This is a genomic window from Streptomyces sp. NPDC086077 (genome assembly GCF_040686175.1).
Classification (GTDB): Bacteria; Actinomycetota; Actinomycetes; order Streptomycetales; family Streptomycetaceae; genus Streptomyces.
Genome location: NZ_JBFBJT010000160.1, coordinates 1 through 16,061, shown reverse-complemented (window position 1 = coordinate 16,061; position 16,061 = coordinate 1). Strand labels below are relative to the sequence as shown.

Here is a 16,061-nt window from a genome sequence, read left to right as displayed (position 1 = left end):
GTGCCTGCGGCGGCGGCCGCGGTGACGACGGCGGCGGCGCGCATCACGCCGCGGCGGCTCAGGGCACCGGCGATGACGTCGCCGACGTACGGGTTGGCGGTGGTGTTGGGCACCTCGTGGAAGCAGGCGTCACCACAGCGGAAACGGCAGGTCAGGGCAGACCGTCCGCCCGAATGTGAGTCGTTCGTTCGGATGATAGGCAGCAGATTGCGCACCGTTTACTCCCCTTGGTTCCCCTTGTATCCAGCGTGACGGACGGTAGGAGCACGTTTGTGCGGGAGCGGAGCCATTGAGTGAACGACGCGTGAACCGGAGGTATCGGTCGGGGCGTTGAGGTTTGGCCTCAGTCCGTCCGGGTCCGACCCTTGACGCGGACGCGGTCGGCTCTCCTGGGACCGCTAACCTTACGTGTCCGTCCTGGCCAGGGATTGACGGGCATCAACTCACGCGAAGGGTTGCGCTAATGGGCATTCTCACTCTCCTGCGGAACGCATTCGGCCGTTCCCGAAAGGGCCGCAGTCCCGAGGCAGAGAGTGTCTCCACGCAGCCGGAATCAACGCCGCCGGCCGCCCCGACACCGACTTCCTCGACACCGGCCCGGTCGACGCCGCCGCCGGCCACCGCGACGGAGGCCCCGTCGACGCCGGCCGCCGAACCGATGCCGCCGTCTCCGACCGCCTCCGAACCGACGGCCACGACGCCGAGCGATTCGACCCCCACACCGCAGGTTCCCGAACCCCGCGCGGAGCACGAACTGGTGGCGGCGGCCTTCGACAAGGTGACGGTCCCCCACCAGACCCGACCGATTTCGGCCGCCCAGAAAAACGGCACAGAAGCACACGTTCCGGACGGCCCGCCGAAGCCGTCCGACGCGCAGGAGCCGACCACGGAGCAGCCGACGAAGCCCGAGACGGACGCCGCGCCTACGACGGACACGGAGCCGGAGCCGACGGCGGAGCCGGACCCGACGGCGGAGCCGGACCCGACGGCGGAGCCCGTGGCCGAGCAGGAGCCGGAGAGCAAGCCGACCACCGAGCCCGAGGCGCCGGAGGCGAAGGCGGCGCCGGCGACGGAGGCGAAGTCGCAGGCCGCGACGGAGGCCGCGTCTACGACGGAAGGGCAGCCGGAAACCGAGGCCGAGGCCGAGGCGCCGGAGGCTCAGCCCGCCGCAGAAGCGAAGCCGCAGGCCGCGACGGAGGCCGCGTCTACGACGGACACGGAGCCGTCGGCCGCGACGGACACGGAGCCGTCGGTCGAGGCGAGCGCCGAGCCGATGACGGATGCCACGTCGGCGCCGGAATCGGAGGCTGAGGCAGACGACACGTCGGCGCCGGAAGCGGAGGCCGAGGCAGACGCCACGTCGGCGCCGGAAGCGGAGGCCGAGGCAGACGCCACGTCGGCGCCCGATGCGAAGGCGGAGACCGAGGTGGCCGCCGCGACGACGGAAACGGATCCGGAGCCCGCGCCGCAGCCGGCCGCGGACGACGAGCCGGCAGCGGAAGCGGAACCGACCGTGACGACCGAGGCCGACGCCGAGCCCCGGCCCGATGCGGAGGCCAACGTCGAGGCCGAGGCTCACCCGGAGCCCACCCCGGCGACCGCCGCGGAGGCCGGCCTCACCACCGAGCCCGCCGCGCAGCAGAAGGACGAGGCCGAGGCGAAGCCGCAGACCGAGCCGACCCCGGAGCAGAAGGACGAGGCCGACCCGGAGCCCACGGTGAAGTCGGACGCGCTGGCCACCGCCACGTCGGACGCGCAGCCGCAGACCGAGATCCCCGCCCCGGTCGCCTCAGCCGACCCCGCGCAGGCGCCCGCAGCCGCGGAGCCGGAAGCCGTCACCGAACCGGAGGCCACCCCGGCCCCCGCCGCCGCGGCCGCCGAGACCGCCCCCCAGGGGCCACTCGCACCCGGCGACGAGACCCGCACGGGTGGCGCGGGTGGGCACGACACCTCCGTCCCCCCCACCCTCCGCACGGCCTACACCGCAGCCGCCACCGCCCTCACCACCCACAACCTCACCACCGCCACCCCCACCAAGATCTACCTCGTCCTCGACCGCTCCGCCTCCATGCGCCCGTACTACAAGGACGGCTCCGCCCAGGCCCTCGCGGAGCAGACCCTCGCGCTCGCCGCCCACCTCGACCCCGAGGCCACCGTCCACGTCACCTTCTTCTCGACCGAACTGGACGGCACCGGCGAGCTGACCCTGCCCGACCACGAGAACAAGATCGACGAGCTGCACGCCGCCCTCGGCCGCATGGGCCGTACCAGCTACCACGCCGCCGTCGAGGACGTCCTCACCCACTACGACGAGCACCACGGCAAGACCACCACCCCCGCCCTGGTGATCTTCCAGACCGACGGCGCCCCCGACGCGAAGACCCCCGCCACCCAGGCCCTGACGGACGCCGCGAAGACCCACCCCCACCTCCACTTCGCCTTCGTCGCCTTCGGTGAGCACGACAACAAGGCCTTCGACTACCTGCGCAAGCTGAAGACGGGCAACACGTCCTTCTTCCACGCGGGCCCCACTCCGAAGGAACTCACGGACTCCGAGTTCTACGAGGGCGTCCTCGCCGACTGGCGCCCGTAGGCGCGCGCCGCCCCCGTCCCACCCCAGGCCGCCCGCCTCTCACCCCTCAAAACGGGAGGCGGGCGGCCCACCCGTGTCGGCTACGATTTCAAGGTTCGTAAACGCAGCGACCTGGGAGCAGCCCCCGATGGCTCGACACCTCATCACCAGCGCCCTTCCGTACATCAACGGGATCAAGCACCTGGGCAACATGGTGGGGTCCATGCTCCCGGCGGACGTCTACGCCCGCTACCTGCGCCAGCGCGGCCACGACGTCCTCTACATCTGCGCCACCGACGAGCACGGCACCCCCGCCGAGCTCGCCGCCAAGGAGCAGGGCCTGCCGGTCGCCGAGTTCTGCGCCCAGGCGCACGACGCCCAGAAGGCGGTCTACGACGGCTTCGCCCTCGCCTTCGACTACTTCGGCCGCAGTTCCTCCCCCCAGAACGTCGAGATCACCCAGCACTTCGCGCGCAAGCTCAACGAGAACGGCTTCATCGAGGAGCGCGCGATCCGCCAGGTGTACAGCCCCACCGACGGCCGCTTCCTCCCGGACCGCTACGTGGAGGGCACCTGCCCCCACTGCGGCTACGACAAGGCCCGCGGCGACCAGTGCGAGAACTGCACCCGGGTCCTGGACCCGACCGACCTGATCAACCCCCGCTCGGCGATCTCCGGCTCCACGGACCTGGAGGTCCGCGAGACCAAGCACCTCTTCCTCCTCCAGTCCAAGCTCCAGCACGAGGTCGAGGCGTGGGTCTCCCGCCACGAGGACGACTGGCCGCAGCTGGCCTCCTCCATCGCCCGCAAGTGGCTGAACGAGGGTCTGCACGACCGTGCGATCACCCGCGACCTGGACTGGGGCGTCCCGGTCCCCGCCGACACCTGGCCGGACCTCGCGGCCGAGGGCAAGGTCTTCTACGTCTGGTTCGACGCCCCGATCGAGTACATCGGCGCGACGAAGGAGTGGTCCGACAAGGACCCGGAGAACCGTGACTGGAAGTCCTGGTGGTACGAGGCGGACGACACCGTCCGCTACACCGAGTTCATGGCGAAGGACAACGTCCCCTTCCACACCGTGATGTTCCCGGCCACCGAGCTGGGCGTGCGCGAGCCGTGGAAGAAGGTCGACTACGTGAAGGCCTTCAACTGGCTGACGTACTACGGCGGCAAGTTCTCCACGAGCCAGAAGCGCGGCGTCTTCACCGACCACGCCCTGGAGATCCTCCCCGCCGACTACTGGCGCTACTTCCTGATCGCCAACGCCCCCGAGTCCGACGACTCGTCGTTCACCTGGGAGCACTTCACGGCGACGGTGAACAAGGACCTCGCCGACACCCTCGGCAACTTCGTCAACCGTGTCCTGTCCTTCTCCAAGAAGCGTTTCGGCGAGGCGGTCCCGGCCGGCGGCGAGCCCGGCCCGGCGGAGGCGGCGCTGGGTGAGGAGATCGCCCGGCTGCTCACCGAGTACGAGCAGCAGATGGAGGCCCTCCAGTTCCGCAAGGCCGCGGCCGCGCTGCGCGCCCTGTGGTCGGCCGGCAACTCCTACCTGGAGGAGAAGGCCCCCTGGCTGGAGATCAAGACGGACAAGGACGGCGCCGCCCTCACGCTGCGCACCGCGATGAACCTCATCCACCTCTACTCCGTGGTCTCCGAGCCCTTCATCCCGGCGAGCTCGGCGGCGATGCGCCAGGCCTTCTCGCTCACCGGCGACACCGCCACCTGGGTCTCGTCCGACGAGGCGAAGGCCCTGGCCTTCCTTCCCACCGGTACGCCCTTCACCGTGCCGCCGGTGCTCTTCGCCAAGCTCACGGACGATGACCTGGCCGCGTACAAGGAGCGCTTCGGCGGGGAAACAGCCGCGTAACAGCCCTTCTCGGACCCCTCACTCAGCCGGTATACCTGGCCGAGATCGCGTGATCGACCGCGGTCACGCGGCACACGAGTGGGGGGTCCGTCCATGGCACTGTTCGGCAACGCGCACAGCATCGATCCGGGGACGGCCGCGCAGGACTACGCACGTCTGCTCGGACAGGGGGAGCAGGTGCACGCCGCGTACCTGCTGATCCGCGACACCATGCTGTTCACCGACCGCCGCCTCATCATGGTCGACAAGCAGGGCATCACCGGCAAGAAGGTGGAGTACCACTCCATCCCGTACCGCAGCATCACGCACTTCGCCGTCGAGACCGCCGGCACCTTCGACCTCGACGCCGAACTGAAGATCTGGCTCTCCGGCTCCCAGACCCCGATCCAGAAGACCTTCACCAAGGGCGTCGACATCTACGAGGTCCAGGCGATCCTCACCCAGTTCGTGGCGCGCTGACGGTCACTCCGTACAACCTGTGGCGGCCGCCACAAGTCCCCTTTCCCAACAGCGGGTTGCTCACGGGCGAACCCGGGGCCGACGCGCTGAGAACGCGTCGTGGGGAAGGGGACACACATGGGCAGATGGGGTGCGGCCGCGGTGGTGGCCGCCGGGCTGCTCGCGGGGACGCTGGCGCCTGCGACGCCCGCGGCGGCCATCCACGGGGCGGTGCCGGGGGACTTCGACGGCGACGGGTATCGCGACGTGGTGCTGCCGGTGCCGAGCGCGAAGGTCGGTGACAACGTGCGTGGCGGGGCCGTCGTCATCCTGTACGGCTCCGCGAACGGGGTGTCGGCCAAGAGCCGGCGTCAGGTCGTCACCGAGGACTCGCCGGGCGTTCCGGCACAGGTCGCCGAGTCGTCCGGCTTCGGCCAGTCCACCGCCACGGCCGACCTGAACCGCGACGGATTCGCCGACCTGGTCATCGGCGCGCCCAGAGGCGGCACCCACACGGGGACCGTCACCGTCATGTGGGGCAGCAGGAACGGCCTGCGCAAGGGCACTCTGCTGCCCAAACCGCAGCCCTACAACGACCTCTACGGCGAGGACGTGGCGGCCGTCAGCGCGGGACCGGGCACGAGGGCCCAGGTCATGGTGGGCGGGGACGCGACCGTCGTCTTCAAGGGCCCGTTCAGCAGTTCCGGCACCTACGGCTCGGTCACGCAGGGCCCGGTCGAGCGGGTACCCCTGACTGGCTCGGTGGCACTCGGCGACTTCAACCGCGATGGCATGCCCGACCAGGTCGACTTCGGCTGGCGGCGGCGCGAACTGACCGGCAGCCCGGTCCGGCTGAACCAGACCGGCGCCCCCGCCGGGGCGGTGCTGGAGAAGGGCAACGGGTTCATCGCCGCCACCGGTGACGTCAACGGCGACGGCTACACCGACCTGGTGGCCGGCGACCCGCTGACGCCCTGGACTCCCGGTGTCGACGGCGAGCTGGGCGGCCGGGTGCTGGTGTGGCGCGGCTCGGCGAGCGGTATCGCCAACGACGCGGCGCCCGAGGTGATCAGCCAGGAGACGGAGGGGGTGCCCGGCACGAACGAGAAGGGCGACATGTTCGGCGCCGGCCTCGCGGTGGCCGACCTCAACCGCGACGGCGCCGCCGAGATCATCGTCGGAGCGCCGCACGAGGCCGTCGGTGAGGTCCTCCGGACCGGCACGGTCACCGTGATCCCGGGCCGTCGGACCGGCCCGCTCGGTGCGGGCGGGTACTCCTTCCACCAGAACACCCCCGGTGTCCCCAGCGTCAACGAGACCACGGACTGCTTCGGCACCACGGTCTCCGCGGGAGACGTGAACCGCGACGGCAGGCCCGAGCTGTTCATCGGCGCGGCCTGCGAGAACCGCTACAACGGCGCGGTCTTCATGCTGCCGGGCGGCGCGTCCCGCCCGACCGGCACCGGCAGCCGCGCCTTCACCCTGGACTCGCTCGGCATGCCCCAGTCGTACGAGGGCTGGCTGGGCGGCTTCGGGATCTTCTGGATCACCTGACCCGGAGCGGGCAGACGTAGGGGGCCGGCGTCGAGAAACGCCGGCCCCCCTTGTCGCGGTCCTTACTTCGGCTGCGGCTTGCGCACCGACAGGTGCAGCTCCTTCAGCCGGGGCTCCTCCAGCTCCGTGGGAGCGCCCATCATCAGGTCCTGGGCGTTGCCGTTGAGCGGGAACGCGATGGTCTCACGGATGTTGGGCTCGTCGGCCAGCAGCATGACGATGCGGTCGACGCCGGGGGCGATGCCGCCGTGCGGCGGGGCGCCGAAGCGGAACGCGCGGAGCATGCCGGCGAACTTCTCCTCGACGGTCTCCCGGTCGTACCCGGCGATCTCGAAGGCCTTGAGCATGATCTCCGGCTCGTGGTTCCGGATCGCGCCGGAGGACAGCTCGACGCCGTTGCAGACGATGTCGTACTGCCAGCCCAGGATGTCCAGCGGGTCCTGGGTCTGCAGGGCCTCCAGGCCGCCCTGCGGCATGGAGAACGGGTTGTGCGAGAAGTCGATCGCGCCGGTCTCCTCGTCCTTCTCGTACATCGGGAAGTCGACGATCCAGCAGAAGCGGAAGACGCCGTCCTCGAAGTGGCCGGCCCGCTTGGCGGCTTCGACGCGCACCGCGCCCATGATCTTCGAGACCTCGTCGAACTCACCCGCGCCGAAGAACACCGCGTGACCGGCGGCCAGCGAGAGCCGCTTGGTCAGCTCGGCCACGTCGTCCTCGGTGAGGAACTTCGCGATCGGCCCGGACAGCGTGCCGTCCTCGGCGACCCGCACCCACGCGAGGCCCTTGGCGCCCAGCGTGACGGCGTAGTCACCGAGCTGGTCGAAGAACTTCCGGGGCTGCGAGGCGACCTCCGGCACGGGCAGCGCCCGGACGTGCTTGCCGGCGAACGCCTTGAACCCGGAGCCCTCGAAGATGTCGGTGATGTCCACCAGCTCCAGCTGGGCGCGCAGGTCCGGCTTGTCGGAGCCGTACTTCAGCATCGCCTCACGGAACGGGATCCGCGGGAACGGGGACGTGACATGACGACCGCCGCCGAACTCCTCGAACAGTTCGGTCATCAGCTTCTCGACCGGCTGGAAGACGTCCTCCTGCTCGACGAAGGACATCTCGATGTCGAGCTGGTAGAACTCGCCCGGCGAGCGGTCCGCACGCGCGTCCTCGTCACGGAAGCAGGGCGCGATCTGGAAGTAGCGGTCGAAGCCGGAGATCATCAGCAGCTGCTTGAACTGCTGCGGAGCCTGGGGGAGGGCGTAGAACTTGCCCGGGTTCAGGCGGGAGGGGACGACGAAGTCGCGGGCACCCTCCGGGGAGGTCGCGGACAGGATCGGCGTCGCCATCTCGTTGAAGCCCAGCGCCGTCATCTTGTGCCGGATCGCCGAGATCACCGACGTACGCAGCAGGATGTTGCGGTGCATGCGCTCGCGGCGCAGGTCCAGGAAGCGGTACTCCAGGCGCCGCTCCTCGTTGACCCCGTCCTCGGTGTTGATCGTGAAGGGGAGCGGCGCGGCCGCGCCCAGCACCTCGACGTCGCCGACCTCGATCTCGATCTCGCCGGTGGGCAGCTCGGAGTTGATGTTCTCGGCGCCACGGGAGACGACCTGGCCGTCGACCCGGACGACGGTCTCCTTGGACAGCTTGTCCAGCGCCTCGTACGCGGCCGTGTTCGGCCGGGCGACCAGCTGGGTGATGCCGTAGTGATCGCGCAGATCGATGAAGAGGATGCCGCCCAGGTCGCGCCGATTGTGCAGCCAGCCACTCAGCCGGACGTCGGTGCCGACGTCAGAGGCGCGGAGCTCGCCGCAGGTGTGGGACCTGTACCGATGCATCGTCGTTCATCCAGCCTTCGCAGATCGGGGGTGTTTCACGTGAAACACCCCCAGCGTACCGGCCGTCCGGGAAGGCCTCTCCACGATTACGAGGTAGGGCTTCGGTGGCAGCGTCCGATCACCTCTCCCTAGAGTGGGGCAATGCGCACTGGTGAGCCCCTGCCCGCCGTGGGGCAGGTTCTCGCCGCCCTCGCGACCGGCCTGTGGCAATGGGACACGGCCACGAAGCTGGTCACGGTGGACGCCGAGGCCGCTCGGCTGCTGGGCCTGCCCGCCGAACGGACGACCCTGACGGAGGCCCGCACCAGGGCCCGGCTGCACCCCGTGGACTGGAACGAGATCATCAGCGTCGTCGGCCTCGCCGTCGCCGAGGGCACGCTCGCCGAGGTCCGGGTTCGGATCATGGACGAGCGGGGCCGGATCATCCGTACCGTCCGCAGCCGGTCCAAGCCGAGCTACGACCGTGAGCGCCGCGCCTTCCAGCTGATCGGCACCCTCCAAGAGGTCACCGACCCCTCGCCGGGCACCCCCGCCGGACGCCGCGCGGTCACCGGCGACTGGCGGCGCTCCCGTGAGGCGTTCCTGCTGGACGCGGGCCGGGCGCTGGCCGAGGCGCGTTCCACGGCCGAGGTGCTGCGGGTGGCGGCCGGACTGTCGATGCCGGGCTTCTCCCCGGACGGCCTCGCCGTCTTCGGCGTGGAGGGCGACCGGCTGACGATCATCGGCCACCACGGACACCAGCCCGGCGACGAGGATCCCTTCTCGCACATGGCCCTGGTGACGGACTACCCGGCGGCGGAGGTCGTACGGACCGGTCGCGCCGTCTATCTGTCCTCACCCGAGCAGTACAAGGCGCGTTTCCCGCTCACCTGGCACCTCGCCGAGCAGTTCGGCCGCCAGTCCTGGGCCTTCCTGCCGCTGACCGTCGCCGGGCGCACCATGGGCGCCTGGATGGCGGCCTTCGCCTATCCGGTCGCCTTCACCCCGGACGAGCGGTCCGTGCTGACCACGGTCGCCCGGATGCTCGCCCAGGCCCTGGCCCGGGCCGGCACCGCCGAGTCCGAGCGCGAGCTGACCGACGGCCTCCAGCGCTCCATGCTGCCCACGCTGGGCCCGGAGATCCCCGGCATGAGCGTCGCGGCCCGGTACATCCCCACCGGCGGCGGCCTCCAGGTCGGCGGTGACTGGTACGACATGATCCCGCTGCCTGGGGGCACCTCCCGGGCGAAGTCCGGGGGTGGGCGGATCGCCCTCGTCATCGGCGACGTCCAGGGGCATGACGTACGGGCCGCGGGCCTGATGGGCCAGTTGCGGATAGCCCTGCGGGCGTACGCGTCCGAGGGCCACCGCCCCGACGCCGTACTGTCCCGCGCCTCCCGCTTCCTGCACGGCATCGCCACCACCGACGAGGACCCCTCCGACCTGCGCTTCGCGACCTGCCTGTACGTCGAGGTCGACCCGGAGACCGGGGTGCTGGACATCGCCCGCGCCGGGCACCCGGACCCGGCGATCCGGATGACGGACGGCACGGTCCTGAAGAGCCCGACGGCCGGCGGGCTGCCCCTGGGCATCGACCCGGACGCCGACTACCCCACCACCCAGCTGGTCCTCGAACCCGGCGAGACCATGCTGATCTGCACCGACGGCCTGATCGAGACCGGCGGTCACGACCTGGAGACCGGCTGGGCGCGCATCCGCGCCATCCTCGAGGAGCACAAGGGCGGCCTGGAGGAACTGGCCGACTCCCTGGTGCAAGCCGTGCACGGGCCGTCCTCCCACCACACCACCGGCCCGCTGGTCGACCGGCGCGAGGACGACATCGCCGTCCTGCTGCTGAGCCGCGACGCCGAGGGCTGCGGCTGCGGCGACACGGTGATCACGCAGCCGCGCCGCCGGCGCACCATGCTGACGGTCGCCCAGGCCGAGCCCGAGCGGGTCGCCGTGGCCCGGCAGCTGCTGCGCGAGCTGCTGCACGACTGGAGCTCCACCGACCAGGTCGACTCGGCGGTGCTGCTGCTGTCCGAGACGCTCACCAACGTCCTCGTCCACACCGACACCGACGCGCTGCTGGTCGCCGAGGTCGCCGGGGAGCCGGGCGAGCGGCGCATCCGGGTGGAGGTCACCGACGCCAGTGACGACCTGCCGCACAAGCGCCGGCCCGGTGAGCTGGCGTCCTCCGGCCGCGGACTGATGCTGATCGAACTCCTCGCGCACTCGTGGGGGGTCGACCCACGGGGCGAGGGCAAGAGCATCTGGTTCGAACTCCAGGAGTCCGACGGCGCGGAAGTCCTCTGAATCCGGACGTGGCCGATCCGGCTACGGCCCCGCGGGCTCGGGCGGTGCCCCGTACCGGTCCCGCAACTCGTGGACGACCCCGAAGGCGGCGGCGGTGAGCGGAACCGACAGCAGGATGCCCAGGATCCCGGCGACCGACGCCCCGGCGGTGATCGCGAGCATCACCACCGCCGGATGCATGTGCACCGTCCGGCTCTGGACCAGGGGCTGGAGCACATGGCCCTCCAGCACCTGCACGGCGAGCACCACCCCGAGCACCCACAGCGCGATCACGAACCCCCGGTCGGCGAGGGCGACCAGCACGGCCACGGCACCGGAGAGGAAGGCGCCGAGGTAGGGGATGTAGGCCGCGACGAAGACCAGCGCGCCCAGCCCGACCGCGCCGGGCACGCCCAGGATCAGCAGGCCGACCGTGATGCAGACCGCGTCGATGAAGGCGATGAAGGTGGTGCCCCGCATGAACCCCTCGACCGCCCGGAAGGCACGCCGCGCCATGGCCTCCACGGTGTCGGCGGCCCCGCGCGGCGCGAGCGCGCGCAGCCCGCCCGCGGCCCGGTGGGAGTCCCTGAGGAAGAAGAAGACGAGCAACAGCGACAGCACGGCCAGGGCGATGGTCTCGCCGACCACGCTGATGCCGCTGATCACTCCGGAGGCGGCGGTCCCGCCGAACTTGCCGAGCAGCTCGCGGAAGTTGGCGGCGACGTCGTCCAGCGAGGTGCCCGCCGCCCCGAAGTACTGGGCGATGTCCTGGGCCGCCCGCCGCAGCGAGGCGATGATCTGGTCGCCGGAGTCGACGAGCGCGGCGACGACGATGTACAGGGCGCCGCCCACCACCGCCACCACGGCGACGCAGGTGAGCGCGGCGGCGACGGACCGGTTGACGCCGGCGCCCACGAGCCGCCGGTACAGCGGCCCCAGCAGGGCGGTACCGAGCAGCGCGAGCAGCACCGGCACCACGGCCGTGCGCAGCGCGCCGCAGAGCAGGATCCCGACCCATCCGACGCCGGCGGCCAGCAGCACGACCGCGCACCAGGCGGCGAACCGCCGTACGGGAACGGGAAGCAGATGCACGCCTCCCACCCGATCACGCGCCGGCCGGGCTGTCCCGTGGGGACGGCCCGGCCGGGTGACGACGCGTCAGGACATCAGTCCCGCGGGCCGCTCTCCGTCATGCCGTGCACCGCGGGGATGGTCCCCAGACGGCCCTTCTGGAAGTCCTCGAAGGCCTGCATCAGCTCGTCCTTGGTGTTCATCACGAACGGGCCGTAGTGGGCCATCGGCTCCCGGATCGGCCTTCCGCCGAGGAGGACGACCTCCAGGTCGGGCGTGTGCGAGTCCTGCTTCTCGTCCGCGCGGACGGTCAGCGCGGAACCCGCGCCGAAGACGGCGGTCTGCCCGAGGTGGACCGGCCTCCGCTCGGCCCCCACCGTGCCCCGTCCGGCCAGCACGTAGGCGAGGCCGTTGAAGTCCTCCCGCCACGGCAGGGTGACCTCCGCGCCCGGCGCCAGCGTCGCGTGGATCATGCTGATCGGCGTGTGCGTGATACCCGGACCGGCGTGACCGTCCAGCTCGCCGGCGATGACGCGGAGCAGCGCGCCGCCGTCGGGGGAGGTGAGCAGCTGCACGTTGCCGCCGCGGATGTCCTGGTAGCGCGGAGCCATCATCTTGTCCTTGGCCGGGAGGTTCACCCACAGCTGGAGGCCGTGGAAGAGACCGCCGGACATCACGAGCTGCTCCGGCGGGGCCTCGATGTGCAGCAGGCCCGAGCCCGCGGTCATCCACTGGGTGTCGCCGTTGGTGATGGTGCCGCCACCGCCGTTGGAGTCCTGGTGGTCGAAGATCCCGTCGATGATGTAGGTGACGGTCTCGAAGCCGCGGTGCGGGTGCCAGGGCGTGCCCTTCGGCTCTCCGGGCGCGTAGTCCACCTCGCCCATCTGGTCCATCATGATGAACGGGTCGAGGTGGCGGTAGTTGATCCCCGCGAACGCCCGGCGCACCGGGAAGCCCTCGCCCTCGAAGCCGCTGGGCGCGGTCGTGACGGTGATCACGGGACGCTCGACGGCGTCCGCCGCCGCGGTCACACGGGGCAGCGTCAGCGGGTTATCGACGGTCACTGCGGGCATGTCGGTACCTCCTTGGGCGACGTACGTTCCACTTTAGTTGAGCGTTGAACTTTCTGCCACCCCACAACGACGACGGCCCGGGGGGCATTCCCTCCGGGCCGTCGTCGTCGCACAGGTGCGCCGGATCTCGGATCAGTTTCCTCAGTTGCTGAAGTACAGGTACTTCCACGACCCGTACGTCGTGGAGTTCACCGAGTCGCCGGACGAGCCGTTGACGTAGACCGAGCGCATCCGGGCCCGGATTCCGGACTGACCGGGCGCCTCCAGGGTCACGGCCGACTTGCCGGCCGTACCGAGCGGGAAGTACTCGGAGTCCGCCGAGTACCAGGTGCCCTGGTAGTAGACCTGGAGGTCGAACCGCTGCTGACGGCCCGGGTAGTAGGTCATCGTCGTGGTGAGCAGCGGGTCGGTGTTCTTGTGGAACCAGTAGTAGGACGTCGAGCCGATCTTGGCGGTCTTGTAGTGCTTGGAGACGGCCGTGGAGACCCTGACCCGCGCGAACGCCGTGGACTTCACGGTCTTCGGGTTGTAGCGGGCGTCGCCCCGGAAGATCGCGGTGACGTTGGTGTCGCGGGTCATGTCGACCCAGGCGGCGATGTTGCCCTTGCTGTCGACCCTGCCGACCTTGATCCGCTTGTTGGGCTTGTCGCCGCCGAACGGGTCGGCCCAGATCTCCACCGTGCGGTTCTTGTAGGTCGTGCCGAGGTGCGCCACGAACCGGACGTCGGAGCCGTAGTTGTACAGCTTGCCGTTGTTGGTCAGGCTCAGCGAGGTCGAGGCGCGGGAGACCACGACCTTGTCGGAGGCGGTGGCCGAGGTGTGCCCGGCGTCGCCGGCGTAGCTCACCTTGTACGTCACCGCGCCGCCGGCCGGCGGGGTGTCGGCGAAGGAGTACGTCCCGTTCGACTGGACGGCGACGGACGGCAGCGCCTTGCCGTTCGGGCTCTCCAGGTCGGTGCGGGTGACCGCCAGCCTGATCCCGCTGGGCAGCGCCACGGTCGCCGAGATCTTGCCGGTGACGGTGAGCCTCTTGGCGCGCGGCGCCGTGCTGGGGGCGCTGACCGTGAGGGTCGGGACGTTCAGCGTCGGCTGGGTCAGCGCCTTGACCGTGTAGCCGCCGCTGCCCGGCACCAGGGCGAAGATCCGGGAGGAGTCAGGAGCCCAGGCCACGTCCGCCGCGGTCTGCGTGCCCGTGCTGTACGTGCGGACAGGCAGCTTGGCGTTCGGCCGGTAAACGGCCACCTTGGTGCCCGAGATCTGGGCCACCAGGCCGCTGCGGGCCACGTCGACCCGCTGCCCGGCCGGGTAGGCACCGACCTTGCTGAACCTGCCGTCCGCGTAGGCGTCCCGGTCGGTGCCGTTGACGAGCACCTCGTCGGCGCCGGCGGCGAGGTCGACGTCCCCGATGCCCTGGTTCAGTGTGTAGTCGCCGTTGTGCCACGCGGTCAGCCGGGGCGTGCCGCTCGACACGTCGAGCACGGCCATCGAGCCGGTGGACAACCCGGTCTCACCGAGCGCCAGCACACCCGGGCGGAGCGGGTCGGTGTCCAGCAGGGCCTGGCCCCACATGCCGACCGACGTGCCCTCCTTCGGGAACTGGGCGAGCGCCACCGGCTCGGTGCCGCTCGCCGGGTCCACCGCCGGGTCGACCGAGCCGAGGTCGCCGTCCCACTGGTCGCCGTACGTGAACCAGACCTTGCCGGCGGAGAAGGCGAGGTGGCGCGGGCCGGTGTCGGTGGCGACCGGGTAGCGGACCTTGACGTCCAGCGTGGCCGCGTCCAGGGCGACCACCTCGTGGCTGCTCGGCACGGCCGCGTACAGGGTGGTGCCGTCGTCGGACAGCGCAAGGTCGCTGACGTCGCCGAAGCCGCTGCTCACGTCGACGAGGGTCCCGCTGTAGTTGGCGGCCAGGATCCGCCCGTCGGACGCGTCGCTGACGAAGACGCGCTGCAGGGCGTGGTCCGCGACGAGGCCACCGGGACTGGTGACGACGGCCCCCGCCGCCGAAGCCGTTCCCGCCGCCGCGACGCTCAGCGCCGCCGAGCTGAAAAGGACCGCGAGCGCCGTCGCGGCCGAAGTGCTGCGCATACGCACAGTGCTGAAACCCCCACAAGGAATCCCGGTGGAACCGGCAGGTGAAAGCGCCGCGCGACACCCGGGGGATCGTGGGAAACGCGATCACCCACGGGGCGCGGCTGCCGGGGCAGCATATGGCATGACAGTGACAATCGAACGGGGATTATCCGGCTTTCAACCGGACCCCGCGCGAATCAGCCGTACATCCGCCGCATGGCGAAGTCGACCATCTCCTCGACGGCCTTCGCGTCGAACACCATCCGGTGCTCCCCCTCCATGTCGAGGACGAAGCCGTACCCGGTCGGGAGCAGGTCGATCACCTCGGCGCCGGTGATCACGAAGTACTTGGACTCCTTGCCCGCGTACCGCCGCAGCTCCTTGAGCGAGGTGAACATCGGGATCACCGGCTGCTGCGTGTTGTGCAGGGCCAGGAAGCCGGGGTTGTCACCGCGCGGGCAGTAGACCTTGGACGTCGCGAAGACCTGCTGGAAGTCCTCCGCGGCCAGCTGCCCGGTGGTGAAGGCGCGCACCGCGTCCGCGAGCGAGGGCGGCGACGGCTCCGGGTACAGCGGCTGCTGCTGCCCGTAGCCCCCGGCACCGGGCATCTGCTGCTGCGGCTGGGCGTACTGCTGCCCCACACCCGCGCTCTGGTCGTAGCCGTACATGCACGCAAGAGTACTGACCGACCACGAGGGCTGAGTCACAGATGCCCGGATCGGGGTTGCTTCTTATTACCGACGGGTAGCATCATCGGAGCTACTAGTTGGTACGCGAACTTCGGGCGCGAGGAGTCAGTGCCTCGCCGATCTCTCTCAACGGAGCCAGTCGCCATGGGGCACTACAAGTCGAATCTCCGCGACATCGAGTTCAACCTCTTCGAAGTACTGGGGCGCGACAAGGTGTACGGCACCGGCCCGTTCGAGGAGATGGACGTCGAGACCGCCAAGAGCGTCCTGGCGGAGCTGACCCGGCTGTCGGAGAACGAGCTGGCCGAGTCCTTCGTTGACGCCGACCGCAACCCGCCCGTCTTCGACCCGGAGACCAGCACCGCGCCCGTCCCGGCGTCCTTCAAGAAGAGCTACCAGGCCTTCATGGACTCGGAGTACTGGCGGCTCGGCCTGCCCGAGGAGATCGGCGGCACCACCTCGCCCCGCTCCCTGATCTGGGCCTACGCCGAACTGATCCTGGGCGCCAACCCGGCCGTGTGGATGTACTCCTCGGGCCCGGCCTTCGCCGGCATCCTCTTCGAGGAGGGCAACGAGGTCCAGAAGCACATCGCCTCGGTCGCCGTCGAGAAGCAGTGGGGCTCC

Annotated in this window: 11 protein-coding genes and 1 pseudogene; 6 read left to right on the top strand and 6 right to left on the bottom strand. The window is 70.5% G+C overall.

The window, feature by feature from the left end; genetic code table 11:
• A pseudogene (locus AB0O67_RS31500) lies at window positions 1-215 on the bottom strand (phosphatase); the annotation flags it as partial.
• A 443-nt stretch (window positions 216-658) separates the two neighbouring features.
• On the opposite strand from AB0O67_RS31500, the gene AB0O67_RS31495 reads away from it, so the two are divergent.
• The 4 genes from AB0O67_RS31495 to AB0O67_RS31480 all read left to right on the top strand — a co-directional run bounded on the left by AB0O67_RS31495 (window position 659) and on the right by AB0O67_RS31480 (window position 6,431).
• The gene (locus AB0O67_RS31495; protein ID WP_365457490.1) at window positions 659-2,593 is read left to right on the top strand and encodes a VWA domain-containing protein; all 1,935 of its coding nucleotides are present in this window, start codon (window positions 659-661) and stop codon (window positions 2,591-2,593) included.
• Between the two features lie 127 nt (window positions 2,594-2,720).
• Window positions 2,721-4,439 carry a methionine--tRNA ligase gene (metG, locus tag AB0O67_RS31490; protein ID WP_365457487.1) on the top strand — a complete coding sequence of 573 codons (1,719 nt, stop codon included), beginning with the start codon at window positions 2,721-2,723 and terminating at the stop codon, window positions 4,437-4,439.
• 93 nt (window positions 4,440-4,532) lie between these two features.
• On the top strand, window positions 4,533-4,898 hold the full coding sequence (locus AB0O67_RS31485; protein WP_365457484.1) for a PH domain-containing protein: 366 nt from the start codon (window positions 4,533-4,535) through the stop codon (window positions 4,896-4,898).
• A gap of 117 nt (window positions 4,899-5,015) precedes the next feature.
• Window positions 5,016-6,431 carry a VCBS repeat-containing protein gene (locus AB0O67_RS31480; protein WP_365457481.1) on the top strand — a complete coding sequence of 472 codons (1,416 nt, stop codon included), beginning with the start codon at window positions 5,016-5,018 and terminating at the stop codon, window positions 6,429-6,431.
• Window positions 6,432-6,493: 62 nt separating this feature from the next.
• Here the strand turns inward: AB0O67_RS31480 and aspS are convergent, their stop codons facing one another.
• On the bottom strand, window positions 6,494-8,257 hold the full coding sequence (gene aspS, locus AB0O67_RS31475; protein WP_365457478.1) for an aspartate--tRNA ligase: 1,764 nt from the start codon (window positions 8,255-8,257) through the stop codon (window positions 6,494-6,496).
• Window positions 8,258-8,398: 141 nt separating this feature from the next.
• On the opposite strand from aspS, the gene AB0O67_RS31470 reads away from it, so the two are divergent.
• Window positions 8,399-10,552, top strand: coding sequence for a SpoIIE family protein phosphatase (locus AB0O67_RS31470; RefSeq protein ID WP_365457475.1), 2,154 nt, complete (start codon window positions 8,399-8,401; stop codon window positions 10,550-10,552).
• 21 nt (window positions 10,553-10,573) lie between these two features.
• Here AB0O67_RS31470 and AB0O67_RS31465 read toward each other — a convergent pair whose 3' ends face one another.
• From AB0O67_RS31465 to AB0O67_RS31450, 4 genes are all read right to left on the bottom strand, one after another.
• Entirely contained in the window at window positions 10,574-11,623 is a 1,050-nt protein-coding gene (locus tag AB0O67_RS31465; protein WP_365457472.1) for an AI-2E family transporter, read from the bottom strand.
• Window positions 11,624-11,697: 74 nt separating this feature from the next.
• A complete protein-coding gene (locus tag AB0O67_RS31460; protein ID WP_365457469.1) occupies window positions 11,698-12,675 on the bottom strand; it encodes a pirin family protein in 978 nt (325 codons plus the stop codon).
• A 141-nt stretch (window positions 12,676-12,816) separates the two neighbouring features.
• Window positions 12,817-14,763, bottom strand: a complete 1,947-nt coding sequence (locus tag AB0O67_RS31455) for an Ig-like domain repeat protein (RefSeq protein ID WP_365457466.1) — start codon at window positions 14,761-14,763, stop codon at window positions 12,817-12,819.
• A 182-nt stretch (window positions 14,764-14,945) separates the two neighbouring features.
• The gene (locus AB0O67_RS31450) at window positions 14,946-15,416 is read right to left on the bottom strand and encodes an SseB family protein (protein ID WP_365457463.1); all 471 of its coding nucleotides are present in this window, start codon (window positions 15,414-15,416) and stop codon (window positions 14,946-14,948) included.
• Window positions 15,417-15,581: 165 nt separating this feature from the next.
• On the opposite strand from AB0O67_RS31450, the gene AB0O67_RS31445 reads away from it, so the two are divergent.
• On the top strand, window positions 15,582-16,061 hold a 480-nt coding region (locus AB0O67_RS31445), incomplete at its 3' end, for an acyl-CoA dehydrogenase family protein (RefSeq protein ID WP_365457460.1).

Excerpts from the sequence above, each read along its gene's own strand:
- AB0O67_RS31495 (WP_365457490.1), top strand. The coding sequence starts at position 659 with ATGCCGCCGTCTCCGACCGCCTCCGAACCGACGGCCACGACGCCGAGC.
- metG (WP_365457487.1), top strand. The coding sequence starts at position 2,721 with ATGGCTCGACACCTCATCACCAGCGCCCTTCCGTACATCAACGGGATC.
- AB0O67_RS31485 (WP_365457484.1), top strand. The coding sequence starts at position 4,533 with ATGGCACTGTTCGGCAACGCGCACAGCATCGATCCGGGGACGGCCGCG.
- AB0O67_RS31480 (WP_365457481.1), top strand. The coding sequence starts at position 5,016 with ATGGGCAGATGGGGTGCGGCCGCGGTGGTGGCCGCCGGGCTGCTCGCG.
- aspS (WP_365457478.1), bottom strand. The coding sequence starts at position 8,257 with ATGCATCGGTACAGGTCCCACACCTGCGGCGAGCTCCGCGCCTCTGAC.
- AB0O67_RS31470 (WP_365457475.1), top strand. The coding sequence starts at position 8,399 with ATGCGCACTGGTGAGCCCCTGCCCGCCGTGGGGCAGGTTCTCGCCGCC.
- AB0O67_RS31460 (WP_365457469.1), bottom strand. The coding sequence starts at position 12,675 with ATGCCCGCAGTGACCGTCGATAACCCGCTGACGCTGCCCCGTGTGACC.
- AB0O67_RS31455 (WP_365457466.1), bottom strand. The coding sequence starts at position 14,763 with ATGCGCAGCACTTCGGCCGCGACGGCGCTCGCGGTCCTTTTCAGCTCG.
- AB0O67_RS31450 (WP_365457463.1), bottom strand. The coding sequence starts at position 15,416 with ATGTACGGCTACGACCAGAGCGCGGGTGTGGGGCAGCAGTACGCCCAG.